We start from the raw sequence: 15001 nt of genomic DNA on the forward strand, positions 1-15001 counted from the left end.
ATTCAAGCCTTGTTCGATAAGAGCAGGATCGAGAACATCAGCAAGACTTTGAAAGTCAGTACGGCTGTTAAGGGAAACGGAGGCAAGAGCATCTGAAAGTTGCATAAAAAAATCCGGAATCATTAACTGATTCCGGATTATGTCAGCCTCATAGGATCGTTCAACTGATCCTTAACTGATCGGCATTACCCAATGGGCGGCCTTTTTGCGTTATACCAATCGGCCAGCAACACCATGATTCTTGATCTCTACTAAAATAAGACTCTGTATAAGTAAACATTACTTTCCCTTCAGGCAGTGGTTTCGGCCGCCTGCTGATGCTGAGTTGCAAATAAGTAAGGAATCATGATGAATGACAGTGAAAAACAACAAGTAGTTGATTTATTGAATAATATTATGGAAGCGGAGTTGGCAGGTGTTGTTCGCTATACTCACTATTCCTTAATGGTATTTGGCTATAACCGCATACCGATAGTTTCCTGGCTGAAGGGAAATGCTGAAGAAGGCCTTGCTCATGCTCATAAAGCGGGGGAACTTGTGACCTTGTTGGGCGGGCATCCATCACTCAAGGTGGGTCCTTTGCTGGAGACCCAAAAACATGATGTTGGTGATATACTTAGGGAAAGTTTAGAGCATGAGAAATCGGCTCTGGCCTTGTATTATAAGCTTCTTCATCTGGCAGAAGGCCAATCGGTATTGCTTGAAGAGTATGCCAGGGAAATGATAGCCCTCGAAGAGCTTCATCTTGATGAAGTCGACAAGATGCTCAGAAAACCCGGTGATGTAAAACCGTTTCATAGCTAAGCTGACTCTCTGCAGCATGGATGCTGCGCTTAAACCCCAATCAGGTGAATCAATCCTTTACGGGGATTGCCAATTCTTATCCTCAACTCATTCCGTCACTATCTTATCTGCTAAAGTATTGACTATGTAGCCTCATTTCTATTTCATCTGTAACAACGCAGTTATCCCGATTGGTATTATTTATCCATTGAATTCATCAGCGAGAATTGTGACGACTTGGGTGCACGAAATGGGTCATCAGGTCTACTATAAATTAGGGAAGCCCAATATACCGCCGCAGGCGAAGGGACGACCATCATTAACGAAATACGGTGGCATTAATGACAGTGAATGGTTTGCCGAGCATTTCGTCGCCTGGTTGTTAGCGCCCCAGACATCAGAAAGCACTTTACCGGATGCCTTTGCATTCATTACCGAAGCGGTTGCTACTGCGAGTTAACCAAAAAAGGACAGATTATGACCCTTTTAATCCAAGCCCAAGACCTGTTAAAACAGCATTTAACCATTGAATTACTGCGCCATCTCTTCAAGTTGGAGAAGCTGGCCCATGGCGAAGAGGCCGATCAAATTGGTGAGCTCTGGGAAGCTGTGATAGCTGATGCTGATGAGGCTTTAATTGACGAGGCGAGAAAAGAAGGGCTGATTTAATGGCGGGGGCGAACTATTCAAACACCTTAGATGGCAACGCCCATATTCATGCCCGCCTCAACGAACTGTTAGCCCGTGGCCAGAACCTGCAGCCTGCCTTTCAGGATATCGGAGAAATGCTGCTTCTTAGCCATAACGAACGCTGGGCTAAACAAGAATCACCCGACGGCCAGACATGGTAACCACTGAGTGAAGATTACAAGAAGCGGAAGAAAAAGAACCAAGACTTTATCCTGGTACTGAATCAGCATTTAGGTCGGGAGCTGAACTACCAGGCACAGCCGATGTCGTTCGCGTTCGGCACTAACTATGAATACGGGGCAATCCACCATTTCGGAGGCTCCCCTGAAATAAGACCACAAAATGCCGCCATTCCTGCCCGCCCATGGTTGGGCGTTTCAGATGAAGATACCGAGCAGATTTATCAGATTCTGGGTGATTTTCTGACAGTGGTGGAAATCGAACTCACAGAGACCGATAAACCATTTCCGCACGTTGATACCATTACATTGATATTTAATGTGCCACTAAATTTTTCAGAAGCGGATCGTTAGAAGCTGGAAAAAGCGGTGTGCTTTGCCCAATCAAAGCAAGTTTTAGAGATGAAACAACAATAACATCGAAGCACAACTACGCTGTTCATAAAGCCTGATGATCTTGCTGGGAGCAGAATATGAACACTATCAATACAGCGATGGAGAGACATGTAAGGGGATGATGGAGAAACCGGTCACCGGTTTATGGATGTTTATTCCTGGGATTATTTTCATCATCCTAGGTTTAGCAATCATCGTATATCCGCAGATATTAGCATGGTTTGTTGCTTGCGCACTTATCGTAATGGGTGTCACCATGCTGATGATGGTCAAATTTATGCGCGGTATCGGAAAACGGTTTCACAGTAGATCCAGATAGGATCGAAATCACATTCTATCCCAAGATCCAAAATCAATTCGATGTCGGCTTTTGGCCGAAAGCGGGTAATGTCTGTCAGATAAGGCACAGAGTTAATTTTAGCTGATTTATGTCCAGGTGGTGTCGATATGTAGCGTACACATACTCAGTGTTAACCCAATATAGTGATGTCACATTTCCCTATTTTAGAGATGTCACATTCTGGTATGGTGAGTTCCCGTTACTAACCGTATTCATAGCTATGTGTCCTACTTTGCATCCACAGAAATGGTGGATAACCACTGCTAGGCCACGGCCTATAGGTGACCGAAACGTGGTGCTGTAACAAGAACAGCACTCTCGAACAGGTGCAAAAAAGGCCTCTACCGACCCCTACAAATGTTAACCGTTGTTCATTTCAATGAGCTCGAAAAGTCTAACGTTTTGCCCGTATCGAAATAGCACATCAGGCAAACGGTAGCCCCCGACAAACTGTAACGCCATGCTCAACGCTTCCAGACGCATCACCCGCACCTTAAGAAAAGGTATTGACTCGTCCCAGCCATCGCCTTGAATTTTCGCCTCGACCACCAGTCCCTCCTCAAAGGGAGGTATTGAATCGAACATCAGAAAAAAACCGCCATACGACATATCCTTGACCTTGCCGACCACTGTGCCGAAAGAAGGGTGATTCAGTATAACCTCATAGGGTGCTTTGATACGTTGATGCTTGCGTTTCTCTATCATAATATTCCCTTAAATAGACAATCCCCCACAGGAAAAAAAGGGGCGAAAAACAATTTGTAGCGGACAATGTTGAACTTAGTGCATATAAATTCCGAATGCGAACGGAATTATTAATTTAAGAAATTTATGTGCGGTTTATCAAAGATTGAAGCCGCTAATCTTTGTTTTAAAACTGTGAGGACAGTCGCGCGATGGGATTCAGGACAAGATATCCCACCAGAATGGGGATTGTTGCAAAAAAATCAGCCAAGGCTCAGAATTCCTTCTTTCCCATCCAATCCAGCAACTCGATGACCAACCCCGAATTCAAATGGAAACACTTTGCTCCTGAAATCATTCTTTGGTGCCTTCGTTGGTATGGTTCAACACCGATGAGCTACGCAAATCTCAGCGACATGCTGGCAGAGCGGGGGATTTCGGTTAATCGTTCGACCATTTATCGTTGGTTCATTGAATATGCCCCGGCATTACGCAAGAAGTTACGTCGCCATCAATTCATCCGGACAGACTCTTCGTGGCAGCTCGATGAAACCTACGTCAAAGTGAAGGGGAAATGGCACTACCTTTACCGTGCCATCAACAAGCAAGGCGAAACGCTGGATTTCTATTTCTCTCACAAACGTAATAAAGAAGCCGCTTATCAGTTTCTTAGGCGCTGCCTGAGATATTACGACTTAGATAATCAGCCTAAAACGTTAAACACCGACAAGCATTCCTCATACGCCAATGCGATTGCCCGCTTGAAGAAGGAGGGACGACTGCGAGTGGATGTCGAGCAGCGGCAAGTGAAGTATCTCAATAATGGTATCGAGTCTGATCACGCCCCAATAAAGAAACTCGTTGTAGCCACTGGTGGGTTTAAAATACGAAAGCGAGCCTGGTCAGCCATCCAGGGATTTGAGTCATTACGGATGGTAAACAAAGGGCAGATTGATTTTTGGCTTCGTCATGATGAACGTAAAACCCTTGTGCGGGAGAGATCCGCCTTCATGAATCGTCTATTCAATGTTGAGGTTGTTTACCAGTAATCATTAAGCCCATCACTGGGTAGATCTGTCTTATCTAATTATTTGCAACAACGCCATACAGGGAAAGACATCGAAATTTTAGCTAAACGAACTCGGTTATATCATGCTGCGAAAGCACGACACCCAGAGCGATGGAGTGGCAATATTAAAAATTTAGAACAAGTCGGTTCTGTATACCTGAATCCTGAAAAAGGGAAAGCCAATAGCAAAGAAGTCGAGGCGGCATAATATTTAACTAACAGGCGACAAGTAGCTTGAAAACCGCCGCTTGTGTTAGTTTGTCGCAGTTAATCACCTATACGGCCAGGTGGTACATCATCTCGCTCGCTTAGGAAGTCGTCTTCAACCTGTTCTTCTTCGAAAACCTTATTCCAAGATTTTCTGTCTTCACACTTTGCACTGATTCGAATCCAACTTCCCAGAAGTTCTTTAAGGCAATCCTGACATAAATCTAGCTCTATATGATTACCATCACCAAAAACTGAATTGTAACCGCCAGTTTTATCGATGCAGAGAAATTCATGAAATTCGGCATCTTCAGAACTTGCAGTGAATCCACATTTATCACAAGTTAGCTGAGATACTTCATTTCGAGTAATTGGTTTCATCTTTTTCATCATGTGTTACCTAGCGTTGTATTCACATTAGTATAGCTTTGCATTATCAAGCTGCTCATTTCCTCCCAATACCGAGCAAAAACTGACTCTTTGTTGACTATCTCCAGGTTGCATTGCTATGCAGAAGTAAATCAAGAACGCTAATTCGGTTATGCCCCATTGTGAGTATGAGTAGAAGCTCATACACATTCTGTTCACCTAGTTTTGTCATTCTTGAGTTTATGCGATAGCAAAACGCAAGATCCCACTGATTCACTAAATTTACAGTCCTGTTGGACATCTAAGAGCCAAAAGTTGCGGTGACAACATGACTGAATATATTGCCTAACACCACTATATGTCGGCGATTTATCGCCAACTAAAATAATATCTGTATTTAGTATTCTATTACCCTATAAAGCTCACCTATAACAGCGTAGGATCAAACAACTTTAGATAAAAAACCAGGTTTGCACTCAGGTGCACTAACATAAAAAATCATGCAACTAACAGCAAAAGCATCACTTAATCACGCTTTACTTATTTCTATTTGCACACCGCAGTTTAAAGGTGATGAGGCAACAGAATCACTTGCAGAACTTGCTCGTTTAGTGACTACCCTAGGGTTTAAAGTGGTCGGCACGCAGTCGCAAAAGCAAAGTTCGACCCAAAGACTGAATGTACTGGGTTTAGGAAAACTGGCTGAAATAGCGCACCTCACTGGTAACAAGGGTTTGGTTGAAGAAGGAGAAGAAGCCGAAGACTTACCTGATGAGACGCCATTTACTGACATCCCTTCAGAAAACCTGCCGTTTTCATGTGCTGATGTGGTGGTATTTGATTGCGATTTAAGTCCATCACAGCTGCGTAATGTGGAGAATCAATTAGGCGTAGAAGTGTTTGACCGTACGGGGATTATTATTGAAATTTTTAGTCGTCATGCTCGTACCCGAACAGCACGCTTACAAGTTGAAATTGCTCGCCTTAATTATTTAGCGCCGCGACTTAGAGAGTCCACAAGTGGTAATAAAGAACGTCAAATGGGTAAAGGTGCTGGCGAAACTACGCTAGAGCTAGACCGTCGTAAAGTACGCGACCAATTAGCCGAACTAAAGCGCGAGTTGGTTAGTGTTCAAGATGAAATGAAAGGCCGACGTACACAACGTTCTGAACTTTTTTGTGTCGCTTTGGTTGGTTATACCAATGCGGGCAAGTCATCAATGATGCGAGCGATTACAGGTAGTGAGGTATTAGTAGAAAACAAACTTTTCGCAACGCTTGATACCACCGTACGTGCGTTGCAGCCAATCACTCAACCTCGAATATTAGTTTCAGATACAGTAGGTTTTATTAAAAAATTACCTCACGATTTAGTTGCCTCATTTCATTCAACCTTAGCAGAAGCGCATGATGCTTCATTGTTGTTGTATGTGGTTGATGCCTCAGATCCTTCTTTTCGTTCGCAACTTGATGTTGTACACGAGGTACTGGAAGAAGTGGGCGTTGAAGGCATTAAAAAATTACTTGTACTGAATAAATCAGATCAACTGAACACTGAGCAACAGCAGGCACTGATGGAAGAGTTTCCTGATGCCATGATGACTTCAACCCGCAACCCTCTTGATATCACTAAACTGCATAAATATATCGTTGGCGTTGCCGAGCACGAGATGATTGAAGATGAGATTATTGTTCCTTATACAGCTAAAGGTATCATAGGTGAAATTCGATCTAGCATGAGTGTCACTAAGGAAGAATATGAGTATAGTCATATTAAGCTCACCGTACGGTCAAACGCGATTGACTTAGCAAGGTTAAAAAAGCAGATGCTGAATTTATAAAGAGGAAAGTGTGAACTGCCACCGCCATAATAAAAAACCTCTCACTTTAGGTCGTTATTTAGCCTTAGTTGAGAGGCTCTGGTTTATCAATTAACGGTGAGTGCCCTTGTTAATTGAATCTAGCATAACTCCCTCACAAAACCACCATTAATTAAAGTTGATTAGAAAAGCTACTCAATAATTTCCCAATTACATTTTTCTTTTTTTTCTTGTGGGTAAGTATTACAACCGACTAGGTCTTTATTCATTGCAATACACAATAAGTGAGTCGGCCGGCTCATAGCAACATAAGTTGTTTTCACCTTCCTTCTAAACGTTCAAAACTTTGTGGACGGTTATATTCATCTCCACAAAACAAATCACCTGATGGTTTACCAAAAAAATAATCGCCTTCAGAATTACCATAATTCTGATTCTCAAATAATAACGTTGCCATATTAGTTTCCTCTTTTACTGAGTGAATAGTGCCAATTTTGATATCGATACCATCTTTAGAGAAAAACTAACGTAAAACTAACGGGGTCAGGTCTTGTATTTTGCCTATCGAACGTTTCCCATACTTTCCGGCTCTTCTCCGGTTTGTTGAGTCTCCGATTGTTAATAGAAATAACTTAACGTAATGTTTTATAGAATTTATTTTATTAACAGAACGGTGTAGTACTCTGATGTCACTGACTTCAGCTCTATTTAACTTTCCAGGCCAATGCATTCATTCTATTTCTACCGAAGAAGCATCGACAGTACTTGTAAAATGTCGACAAGGCTATCTTGTWTTCTACTCTCCCTGCACTTGAAYCYAGTAAGCTGGTTGACCTTGTTCATATTGGTGTCGACGAGGTAGCAAGAGCCAAAGGCCATGACTACATGACCGTTGTTTATGACCTTATCTCAGGGCACTTGATATGGGTAGATCACGGAAGAACTGCCAATATACTTATCCATTTTTTAGAGCAATTACCGCTGAAAACAAGAGACGGAATTCAAGCAGTATCAATGGATATGGGCCAATCCTATCAATCMGCAGTGAGAAAAGTTYTACCAAACTCAGACATCGTATTTGACCGATTTCACGTGATGCAAAACTACCATCTACTGATTAGRAAAGAACGAAAYAAAGCGTTTAGAAATGGTACACATCARGAAAAAAAGATGCTTAAGGGCACGTTGTTTCTYCTCCTTAAGAATGCACCTAAATTAAATGATAAACAGTCAGATAGATTGGATGATTTACTTGAAAGTAATAAGACACTTTGCACCATTTATATGCTTAAAGAGCAACTACAAGCTTTGTGGTGTGARCGTGATTTTGACTCAATGGTTATAGCTCTTGRTGCGTGGTGCCRGCTAGCCAAAAAGACAAGGATTTTATCACTTATCAATTTTGCTRACTCTCTCTGGGAGAGAAGAGTCGGCATATGTAATTACGCTAAATATAGGCTGACGAATGCTCGTGTGGAAGCAGGCAACGTGTCAATTGGCCTTCTGAGGCGAAGAGCTCGCGGGGTTAGAGACACAGAGTATTTTAAGTTAAAGATTAGGCAAACATCGACCAAAGAAACGCATTCAATKTTTTATCCAGAAATCAAGCTCACCTAACCGGAGAAGAGCCCCTACGCTAATATTGCTTAACATCAAAGATATGAATATTCATTCAAAATAATGTAGGTGCATTCGGATCAGAAGATCATTTCTAATCGCCTTGGGACAAAGGCAACTTAGTTCCATTGCACTAGGCATTAGTACAATGTAACTAACTAATTGACATCATATTTGTTCAATTCCTAGAAGAAATGGCGCAAGCCACCTTCAAATCATGGTTTGTCGATTTCGATCCAGTTAAAATAAAGATGCGTGGTGAGCAAACAGAAGGAATGGATATGTTGATTAAAATCTCAAAATTTATTTTGGTCGTTGGAATAATACTTAGCACAGTCTCAGCATATGCTTATACTGAACGCTTGAATTTATACGGTGTTCCCGTAGACAAATATGGGAATGAAAAACCAAAAACGGTACCGGAATGGAAAACAAATTCCAGAGTCATTAATAGTGCAGGCACAAAATTATGGACTGCGTCTGTTCAGCCGTTAAGATCCGTTAGTGCAATCGGTGATATGAATGACCAAACAATGATGGGCTTAGCTGTACAATGCGTACCACGCAATTCAGTGCGTATACAAATGCAATTTAAAGGTGACGCGCCAGTACTTGTCGAGGATAAAACTCAGGAATATTCTGGTATTGAATTTAATATAATAAATGCACAGCTATGTACGGTTTCCGGCGACACCTGCACGGGCATTATGCTATATCAACATCCAGAGCACCTAAACTTTCTGAGCATTTTTAACGTTCTAGAAAAAGGGATACTTAAAGATATTGCAGATTCTAATGAAGTGTATCTTGAGATTCCGAGGCCGGATAACGGGAGTGGTGATTTAGGTCCAAAATCTTGGGAACAATACACTGGTCTAGGTACTTGGGACCACTTTGTTATTCCGGTTGACGGCGCGAAAGAAGCATTATCAAAAATACTTACTGAGTGTCAATACGAACTTTAAGACTTTAGCAGACAATAAAGCTTGAAAAACAGCTGCTACGTGTTGAGGTAAAAGCTCGTATGAAAAATGATGCTGAAGTATTGGCTGATGGCTGGTATAAATAAAGCTTTAGGCAATATCCAATAGAGAATGTCATCTAAACAGTACTATTTAACGTAAATGCTCTAACGTATTTCTGTCCCTCAATGATTTAGAGCAGAAAGTCTAAGTGATTTCTGCCCCAAAACAATTTAGAGTAGTTGCTCGTAACATATTGGGAATTTCTCATTTGTTCCTTTTTCTCGAATGCCATATCATGCTTCTACTTGTTCACTCGTTCAAAAAGAGGTTGGGTATGTTCTATATTATGTTAATTGCTTTAGCGTTAACTGGCGAATTATTACCTGCTGAGTCTGATAAATTTTATATCACTTCAAATGTCGATAAGCCCATTTTATTCCAAAGGAAAGGGGATGACCTATGGTCTGCAAAGATAGTTGATCAACAAAACCAGCGCTACATACCCTTTGATGAGTTTCATATTAATGGTCTTGCTGTAGGCAAGAGATCTGGCGATGTTTATGACTATTATGATATTACGGAAATCTTACCTGTTAAAACGCTTAACCAATTAACTAAAGGTGAACACTTTTCTGTTGACGGTGGTAACATTTTCATTAACCACGGAAAACATGAGATATGGATTTCATATTCACCAAATGACATAACTAGTCAAGAGTTATCATTACGTGTCCTATGGCCTGAAAAAAGCTCAGACGAGATGATACTTGCGGTTAGCTCAGAAAGAAAATTAACCAATGATGATGTTGGTTCTTTGGATGTTGCTCGTTTACGTTTAGCTCGAAATGAGATATTTGCTAGGCATGGGTATAAATTTAGTTCTAAGGAGCTAGCGTATTATTTTGAAGCAACCAGTTGGTATCGTCCGATGGATACGTCGGTGCAGCTATCTGATATTGAGCGGTATAACGTTGAGTATCTACGCATGTTAGAAGACGAAATACTTCGTTCCGAATCTATTGAGTTTGGTTCTGATGATGTGAAGGTGAGTGTTAAAAACGAGAACTATTTAATTGGCGACTCAGCAGGCAGATTACTTAGTAAAGATGAACTCGCGATATACAGTCCAGCTGAACTTCGATTGATACGTAACGAAATTTTCGCTCGTCACGGCTACATATTTAAATCTGAAGATTTAAATCGTTATTTTTCGCAACAGTCTTGGTATAAGCCTTATACTGCGGATGTTTCATTATCCTCGATTGAAGCGAAAAATGTTCGCCTGATAAAAGCGTTAGAGTCAACTAATTAGTCAACTTCATTAAATGGATAGAGACCTCAAATTATCACCTCTTTCTGTTATGCGAATAAGATGATTTTTGACTGAATATGTACCACTAATACAGGACACATTGTTAAGCGACTTTTCGATACTTAAATTAGTTCCATATTTGTCGAATTAAGTAATTAATCTAACTCATTTTTGTCCCTTAGCGAGTTAGAGGCAAAAGGCAAGACGTGGCAAAAGGCAAGACGGCGAAAGGCAAGACGCGCCACCATTGATACGCGCGATCATATAACAAGGTCATCAAAAATCGCGCACAATGTGAACTGAACTTGCAACAATTGCAATTTCCCTATTTATAATCTCATATTCACGCCAATACCTTGAAACCAAGTAGTTGACTGATAACGTCAATTGTTAACCGTGGCGCTCTACTTCATGAAAACTCGGCCAAAACCCCGTTACATTTAAATCAATCCCGGTATTGCGAAGCTAAACTTATAGATATGGATCAGAAAACCTAAATGATGCTATGAAAAAAATAATAGTTGGGCTGGTTGGCTTCTTACTCTTATTTATCATCATCCGCCAGATGATTAATCAGGACAGTGTAATTGCAAGGCAAGTAAGAGCCATTGCCACACCTGAAGCTAATTATCTGCTAAAGATTAATCAGCACATCAGCAAAACCCAAAGGCCTGAAGAGACTTTTCCGTTTCCCATTAAAGTAGGGGGCATTGGACCTGCTCAGTCCCTTTATTCAGGCCCCAATCAATACCCCTTTTATTGCATGACTTTAGACTCAGGTTTAGGTCAGCCGCTCATGGATAATCAAACAGGTTTTGGGGTTCCCGTTTATGACATTGTTAACGGCGAAAAACACCTTGGCTATTCTAAAGATTGTTCATTAAATACCCGCCTTGCCTATGTCGTTGTCGATAAAAACAATAAGCTACATAGCAAAACAGAGCTCGAACTAAAGCAATCGCCACTAAACAAAGGCGAGCTATTAATTAGGGTGGAACAAGGCACCATCAACCGTTATATCTACACCATATTGATGCCGATTTATCCGACTGAGCTCGGCAATCAAAGCAGTGCCAATGCCTGGAATAAACGCTTGATTTATCGTTTTGAAGGAGGCTCCGGCATAGGTTACAGGCAGGGTCGAATTAGACTGTTCAGATTAATTAATAAAGATCTTTCCCAATTGAAAAAAGGTTACGCCTTAATCACCTCCAGCGGTAATCGAACCAGCTATGGATATAATATGTTATTGGCAGAAGATACCGCCAGACGGGTAAAGGCGCAATTTGTAAGTTTATTCGACAAGCCTTTGTATACAGTTGGAATAGGAGGATCTGGCGGTGGCTTATCGCAATACCTTATCGGCCAAAATAGTCAGGACATATTAGACGGTTTGCTGCCTTTGTATTCTTACCCAGACATGGTAAGTGTCGCCACTTATGCCTTAGATTGCGACTTGCTTAATAACTATTTCAGCTTTCGAGCCAGTGATAGAGTCAGATGGCAAAATTGGCAAAATCGACAGCATGTGGAAGGCCTACGGGCCATAAATGGCGCGAAACAAAAAGCCGGTTGGCTGCAACCGTTAAATCAGTTATTGCGTTGGCAAAAACCAGAATTTCCGCGGGGCAATAATGAATGTATCAACGGCTATTTTGGTTTAAGCAGTTACATTAATAACCCTAAACAAGGCTTTCTTAAACCCTACTTTCATGATTCAGTTGTTGAAAAGGTCAACTGGAATTATTGGCAGGATATGGTGCATATATTTGGTCAAGATGAACACGGCTTTGGCTTATCGACCTGGGATAATGTAGGGGTTCAATATGGTCTGCAAGCGTTGCTAAAAAACCACATTACATTTAATGAATTTATTGACTTAAATAGAAAAATTGGCTCATGGAAACCTCTAAAACAAATGAAGGCAGAACGAATGATAAGCCTTAGCGCAAAAATTCCGCCAATTTGGTTATCGTTATGGGGACATCATAATATTACCAAAGTCGACACCGTCTCGGCGAAACGACAATCGGCTTCATTAACAGCTATTAACAAGGCCTATGAATATGGCCAGGTGTTTATTGGCCGTATTTCCTTACCCATCATTGATATTCGCCATTACCTTGAAGACGATTTGAATATGCATCATACCTCGGCCTCTTTTGCCAGCCGCTTACGGATCCTTAACTCGCAAAAACATACTCAAAATCATGTGATATGGATTTCTGATAAGCACTATACTCCAATTGAAAAAGCCTATGATGTTATGGATAAATGGTTAATGACCATAAACCAGCTGCCCGATCACTTGTCTTATCAACAAAAAGTACAAATAGCTAAGCCCATTATGGCCAAAGACACCTGTTTTGCCGAAAACGGCAATATCATAGCCTCTGGTAATGGCGTTTTTAATGGTGATTGGAATCAACAAGCAAATGGTACTTGTACTAACCTTTTCCCCATCTATAGTAATAGTCGAATAAAAGCAGGTGCTCCCTGGCAAGGAAGTATTTTTAAGTGTCAGACCATTCTTATCGAAACAGCCATTGAAAATGGCATGTATGGCGATTTGGATTTGTCTGCAAAAGTGAGCGCATTAAAGCAAACCTTTCCGGATGGGGTTTGTGATTATACACTTGGCGATATGGGCAGGCCAAAACATTTAAGCCATTAACCATTTCCATCTACGATGGTTGCTAAGTGGACATGAAACCTAAATAAGTATTATTAATAAGGTTCTTTGTCCATCCTTCTGGTTCTAGGTTTAAACCGTTCTGAATGGTTTAATATTGTAAGAGTCTGATATAGGGTCTATATTAATTTAATTGAGTGTTGAGTTGGGGGAATTAATCCCCGCTTATTCTTGAACAACACAAGTATTAAAATGATCGAACGATTTACCTAAGAAGAGAGAGTCCTCTTGTTTATAAAGTTAGCCGCCATATAAAGGATTATTATGACATTAAGAACCTTATTTACGACCTCCATCATCGCATCGACTATTGTTTTGTCTGCATGCTCCAATAATCCAGCCGAAATCGATGCACCCAACGCAACGGCAGAAGTAACTATGGGTGTGAATGCGGTGCCGTATGAGTCAGCAGAAAAGCCTGCTTTTTCGGCCAGTATCTCAGTGGTAGTAACCTCCACGGTGATTGCGATTGATCATAAAACTCGCCTTGTAACCTTGAAAGATGAAGAAGGTAAGCCAGTCACCTTCACAGCAGGTAAAGACGTTCGTAATCTAGGACAGGTGAATGTGGGTGACACTGTGACGGCTGAGTACATGCAAAACTTTTCTCTCCGTGTGCTAGCGACTAAAAATCCTGAGGCCGCAGCGGCTGAATTAACCGTTCTTGGTCGAGCTGAAGAGGGGGATATACCTGGTATGGCCCTTGTAGGTACGAAAGTTGATGTATTAACGGTTGAAGAAATCAATCTTAAAGCAAATACATTCAAGTTGAAAAATACTGACGGTGCCGTCCGTGAATTCACTGCGCACAATCCAGAAAACTTAAAAAAATCTGCTGTGGGTGATGTTGTTGTTATGACTTACACTGAAGGGCTCGCTATTTCTGTTGAAGAGAAAGCCGTGGAGTAAGTTGTTAGTTTCATGAGGAGCATAGAAAACAAGAGCATCAAGGGGGAGCCATTCCCCCTCCATTTCAAGCCTATACTCGTGAATGTGAATACTCGTGTACATCAATGCAGGGCTTCCGCTTATTAGTGGGTAAGAGTGGAACCAAAATGTACTTCATACGGTATACGCCCAATGGTAAGAAGGGATCAATGTCATTGGGTTCCTTTCCTGACTAAACAGCAGCCCCAATCTCCGGTTCCGCTTGAGCCAGTAATAAGCTTTTCTGTGCTAAATGATTTGTTCAAAACCCAGTGCCACTATCTAACTTCATTAGTCATTGTGCGCTGGTAGAGCTGAAATTAGTGAGAGATATAGCAATCAAGCCAGCTTAATGCTGGTTTTTTTGCCTGAAATTCGGAAAGTTCCAATAAGAAAAGACTTCTTCACTTTATATCCAATCGACATTTGATCATGGGGACAGTGCTCATGCTTGATGTTAACAGTCATCAATCACAATATTTATTTTTGCCTACAGTACGGCAGGTAGCTGACTTGCGGTTGCCTTGTGAATCCGTTCTTGTCTCAAACTTGGTGCTCGACGATTGGTGGCTGATAAAACCGTCGTCTTCCTTCGTATCCGCTTTATTGGATTTGCTCTCGTACTTGGTATGGGTTGAGCCATCACTACAATGTGTCTGTTTCATTGAACCAGACCCGTAGGTGGTACAATTGACGGCATGCGCTGAGAACGACATACATACGAATACAGCAACAGCGAGTAGACTTTTCATCATTTCTCCTTGGGCGCATAAACCTGATGTTGAACCCTACTATTCAAACTGAACAGCAAGGTGATTCGTTTCTCTTGTCAGTATTGACGATAAGCTCTTCACATACCTAATTTGTACGGCGGTGCAGACTCAAATTATTCTAACCTAACGTGGGGTGTGCGGCATTGTGCGGCTTTTTTGAAGCGCTCAGATAATGAAC

General features: G+C 41.4%; 14 protein-coding genes and 3 pseudogenes. 13 read left to right on the forward strand and 4 right to left on the reverse strand.

Going from position 1 to position 15001, the window contains the following annotated elements; translation table 11 throughout:
• Positions 1–348: 348 nt before the first annotated feature.
• The 4 genes and pseudogenes from L4D76_RS22860 to L4D76_RS22875 all read left to right on the forward strand — a co-directional run bounded on the left by L4D76_RS22860 (position 349) and on the right by L4D76_RS22875 (position 2006).
• Positions 349–804 (forward strand): ferritin-like domain-containing protein, encoded by a 456-nt coding sequence (locus L4D76_RS22860; RefSeq protein ID WP_428443176.1) that lies wholly within the window; start codon positions 349–351, stop codon positions 802–804.
• Positions 805–1033: 229 nt separating this feature from the next.
• The gene (locus L4D76_RS22865; protein ID WP_428443177.1) at positions 1034–1243 is read left to right on the forward strand and encodes a hypothetical protein; all 210 of its coding nucleotides are present in this window, start codon (positions 1034–1036) and stop codon (positions 1241–1243) included.
• 17 nt (positions 1244–1260) lie between these two features.
• Positions 1261–1452, forward strand: a complete 192-nt coding sequence (locus L4D76_RS22870; RefSeq protein ID WP_428443178.1) for a hypothetical protein — start codon at positions 1261–1263, stop codon at positions 1450–1452.
• A pseudogene (locus L4D76_RS22875) lies at positions 1452–2006 on the forward strand (phage virion morphogenesis protein). The gene L4D76_RS22870 and the pseudogene L4D76_RS22875 overlap by 1 nt, the downstream one beginning before the upstream one ends.
• A 742-nt stretch (positions 2007–2748) precedes the next feature.
• On the opposite strand, the gene L4D76_RS22880 reads toward L4D76_RS22875, so the two are convergent.
• Positions 2749–3093, reverse strand: a complete 345-nt coding sequence (locus L4D76_RS22880; RefSeq protein WP_428443179.1) for a PilZ domain-containing protein — start codon at positions 3091–3093, stop codon at positions 2749–2751.
• Between the two features lie 290 nt (positions 3094–3383).
• On the opposite strand from L4D76_RS22880, the gene L4D76_RS22885 reads away from it, so the two are divergent.
• Positions 3384–4121, forward strand: coding sequence for an IS6 family transposase (locus L4D76_RS22885; RefSeq protein ID WP_428443180.1), 738 nt, complete (start codon positions 3384–3386; stop codon positions 4119–4121).
• A gap of 48 nt (positions 4122–4169) precedes the next feature.
• Positions 4170–4349 (forward strand): annotated as a pseudogene (locus L4D76_RS22890) (IS3-like element ISPpr7 family transposase); the annotation flags it as partial.
• Between the two features lie 59 nt (positions 4350–4408).
• Here L4D76_RS22890 and L4D76_RS22895 read toward each other — a convergent pair.
• Positions 4409–4741, reverse strand: coding sequence for an AbrB/MazE/SpoVT family DNA-binding domain-containing protein (locus L4D76_RS22895; protein WP_428443181.1), 333 nt, complete (start codon positions 4739–4741; stop codon positions 4409–4411).
• Between the two features lie 476 nt (positions 4742–5217).
• Here L4D76_RS22895 and hflX point away from each other — a divergent pair, with 476 nt between their 5' ends.
• Positions 5218–6558 carry a GTPase HflX gene (hflX, locus tag L4D76_RS22900; RefSeq protein ID WP_428443182.1) on the forward strand — a complete coding sequence of 447 codons (1341 nt, stop codon included), beginning with the start codon at positions 5218–5220 and terminating at the stop codon, positions 6556–6558.
• Between the two features lie 298 nt (positions 6559–6856).
• On the opposite strand, the gene L4D76_RS22905 is transcribed toward hflX, so the two are convergent.
• Positions 6857–6994: a hypothetical protein gene (locus L4D76_RS22905; RefSeq protein ID WP_428443183.1), complete on the reverse strand. Its 138-nt coding sequence runs from the start codon at positions 6992–6994 to the stop codon at positions 6857–6859.
• Positions 6995–7308: 314 nt separating this feature from the next.
• On the opposite strand from L4D76_RS22905, the pseudogene L4D76_RS22910 reads away from it, so the two are divergent.
• The 6 genes and pseudogenes from L4D76_RS22910 to L4D76_RS22935 all read left to right on the forward strand — a co-directional run.
• Positions 7309–8154, forward strand: a pseudogene (locus tag L4D76_RS22910) (ISL3 family transposase); the annotation flags it as partial.
• Positions 8155–8348: 194 nt separating this feature from the next.
• Positions 8349–9119 carry a hypothetical protein gene (locus L4D76_RS22915; protein ID WP_428443184.1) on the forward strand — a complete coding sequence of 257 codons (771 nt, stop codon included), beginning with the start codon at positions 8349–8351 and terminating at the stop codon, positions 9117–9119.
• Between the two features lie 334 nt (positions 9120–9453).
• Complete coding sequence (locus L4D76_RS22920; RefSeq protein ID WP_428443185.1) at positions 9454–10431, forward strand: YARHG domain-containing protein; 978 nt, start codon at positions 9454–9456, stop codon at positions 10429–10431.
• Positions 10432–10936: 505 nt separating this feature from the next.
• Positions 10937–13105 carry a DUF6351 family protein gene (locus tag L4D76_RS22925; protein WP_428443186.1) on the forward strand — a complete coding sequence of 723 codons (2169 nt, stop codon included), beginning with the start codon at positions 10937–10939 and terminating at the stop codon, positions 13103–13105.
• Between the two features lie 282 nt (positions 13106–13387).
• Entirely contained in the window at positions 13388–14032 is a 645-nt protein-coding gene (locus tag L4D76_RS22930) for a hypothetical protein (protein WP_428443187.1), read from the forward strand.
• A gap of 104 nt (positions 14033–14136) precedes the next feature.
• On the forward strand, positions 14137–14247 hold the full coding sequence (locus L4D76_RS22935; RefSeq protein WP_428443188.1) for an Arm DNA-binding domain-containing protein: 111 nt from the start codon (positions 14137–14139) through the stop codon (positions 14245–14247).
• A gap of 270 nt (positions 14248–14517) precedes the next feature.
• On the opposite strand, the gene L4D76_RS22940 is transcribed toward L4D76_RS22935, so the two are convergent.
• Positions 14518–14802, reverse strand: a complete 285-nt coding sequence (locus L4D76_RS22940) for a hypothetical protein (protein ID WP_428443189.1) — start codon at positions 14800–14802, stop codon at positions 14518–14520.
• Positions 14803–15001 lie beyond the last annotated feature (199 nt).

The organism is Photobacterium sagamiensis (assembly GCF_050337085.1).
GTDB classification, from domain to species: domain Bacteria; phylum Pseudomonadota; class Gammaproteobacteria; order Enterobacterales; family Vibrionaceae; genus Photobacterium; species Photobacterium sagamiensis.

Coding starts and splice junctions, on each gene's coding strand:
- L4D76_RS22860 (WP_428443176.1), top strand. CDS start 349: ATGAATGACAGTGAAAAACAACAAGTAGTTGATTTATTGAATAATATT.
- L4D76_RS22865 (WP_428443177.1), top strand. CDS start 1,034: ATGGGTCATCAGGTCTACTATAAATTAGGGAAGCCCAATATACCGCCG.
- L4D76_RS22870 (WP_428443178.1), top strand. CDS start 1,261: ATGACCCTTTTAATCCAAGCCCAAGACCTGTTAAAACAGCATTTAACC.
- L4D76_RS22880 (WP_428443179.1), bottom strand. CDS start 3,093: ATGATAGAGAAACGCAAGCATCAACGTATCAAAGCACCCTATGAGGTT.
- L4D76_RS22885 (WP_428443180.1), top strand. CDS start 3,384: ATGACCAACCCCGAATTCAAATGGAAACACTTTGCTCCTGAAATCATT.
- L4D76_RS22895 (WP_428443181.1), bottom strand. CDS start 4,741: ATGATGAAAAAGATGAAACCAATTACTCGAAATGAAGTATCTCAGCTA.
- hflX (WP_428443182.1), top strand. CDS start 5,218: ATGCAACTAACAGCAAAAGCATCACTTAATCACGCTTTACTTATTTCT.
- L4D76_RS22905 (WP_428443183.1), bottom strand. CDS start 6,994: ATGGCAACGTTATTATTTGAGAATCAGAATTATGGTAATTCTGAAGGC.
- L4D76_RS22915 (WP_428443184.1), top strand. CDS start 8,349: ATGGCGCAAGCCACCTTCAAATCATGGTTTGTCGATTTCGATCCAGTT.
- L4D76_RS22920 (WP_428443185.1), top strand. CDS start 9,454: ATGTTCTATATTATGTTAATTGCTTTAGCGTTAACTGGCGAATTATTA.
- L4D76_RS22925 (WP_428443186.1), top strand. CDS start 10,937: ATGAAAAAAATAATAGTTGGGCTGGTTGGCTTCTTACTCTTATTTATC.
- L4D76_RS22930 (WP_428443187.1), top strand. CDS start 13,388: ATGACATTAAGAACCTTATTTACGACCTCCATCATCGCATCGACTATT.
- L4D76_RS22935 (WP_428443188.1), top strand. CDS start 14,137: ATGCAGGGCTTCCGCTTATTAGTGGGTAAGAGTGGAACCAAAATGTAC.
- L4D76_RS22940 (WP_428443189.1), bottom strand. CDS start 14,802: ATGAAAAGTCTACTCGCTGTTGCTGTATTCGTATGTATGTCGTTCTCA.